Below are 868 nucleotides of genomic sequence, written 5' to 3' on the forward strand. Positions count from 1 at the left end.
TTTTTTGGCTTGTGTTGCTAAGTCTAGATTAGTCTAGGATCTTAGATACAACACCAGCACCTACTGTACGACCACCTTCACGGATTGCGAAACGAAGACCTTCTTCCATCGCAATCGGAGCAATTAGCTCAACTTTGAATTTAAGGTTGTCACCAGGCATTACCATTTCTACGCCTTCTGGAAGCTCTACAGCACCAGTTACGTCAGTTGTACGGAAGTAGAACTGTGGACGGTAGCCTTTGAAGAATGGAGTATGACGGCCACCTTCATCTTTAGATAGTACGTATACTTCTGCTTCGAAGTTAACGTGTGGAGTGATTGAACCAGGCTTAGCTAGTACTTGACCACGCTCAACTTCATCACGCTTAGTACCACGTAGAAGAACACCAACGTTCTCACCTGCACGGCCTTCGTCAAGAAGCTTACGGAACATCTCAACACCAGTACAAGTAGTCTTAGTAGTATCTTTGATACCTACGATTTCTACTTCTTCACCAACCTTGATGATACCTTGCTCAACACGACCCGTTACAACTGTACCACGGCCTGAGATTGAGAATACGTCTTCGATTGGAAGAATGAACGGCTTGTCGATTGCACGCTCTGGCTCTGGGATGTATGAATCAAGCGCTTCACCAAGCTCGATGATTTTCTTTTCCCACTCTGCGTCGCCTTCAAGCGCTTTAAGAGCTGAACCTTGGATAACTGGTAGGTCATCACCTGGGAATTCGTATTCGTTAAGAAGTTCACGAACTTCCATTTCTACTAGCTCTAGAAGCTCTTCATCGTCAACCATGTCACACTTGTTCATGAATACGATGATGTAAGGAATACCAACCTGACGACCAAGTAGGATGTGCTCACGAGT

Annotated in this window: 1 protein-coding gene; it reads right to left on the reverse strand. The window is 45.2% G+C overall.

The window, feature by feature from the left end; all coding sequences use genetic code 11:
- Window positions 1-28: 28 nt before the first annotated feature.
- Window positions 29-868: elongation factor Tu (locus ACFI6J_RS21525; RefSeq protein ID WP_069949036.1), on the reverse strand; the 840-nt coding region annotated here is incomplete at its 5' end.

This window comes from Alteromonas sp. G4i13, assembly GCF_054960505.1.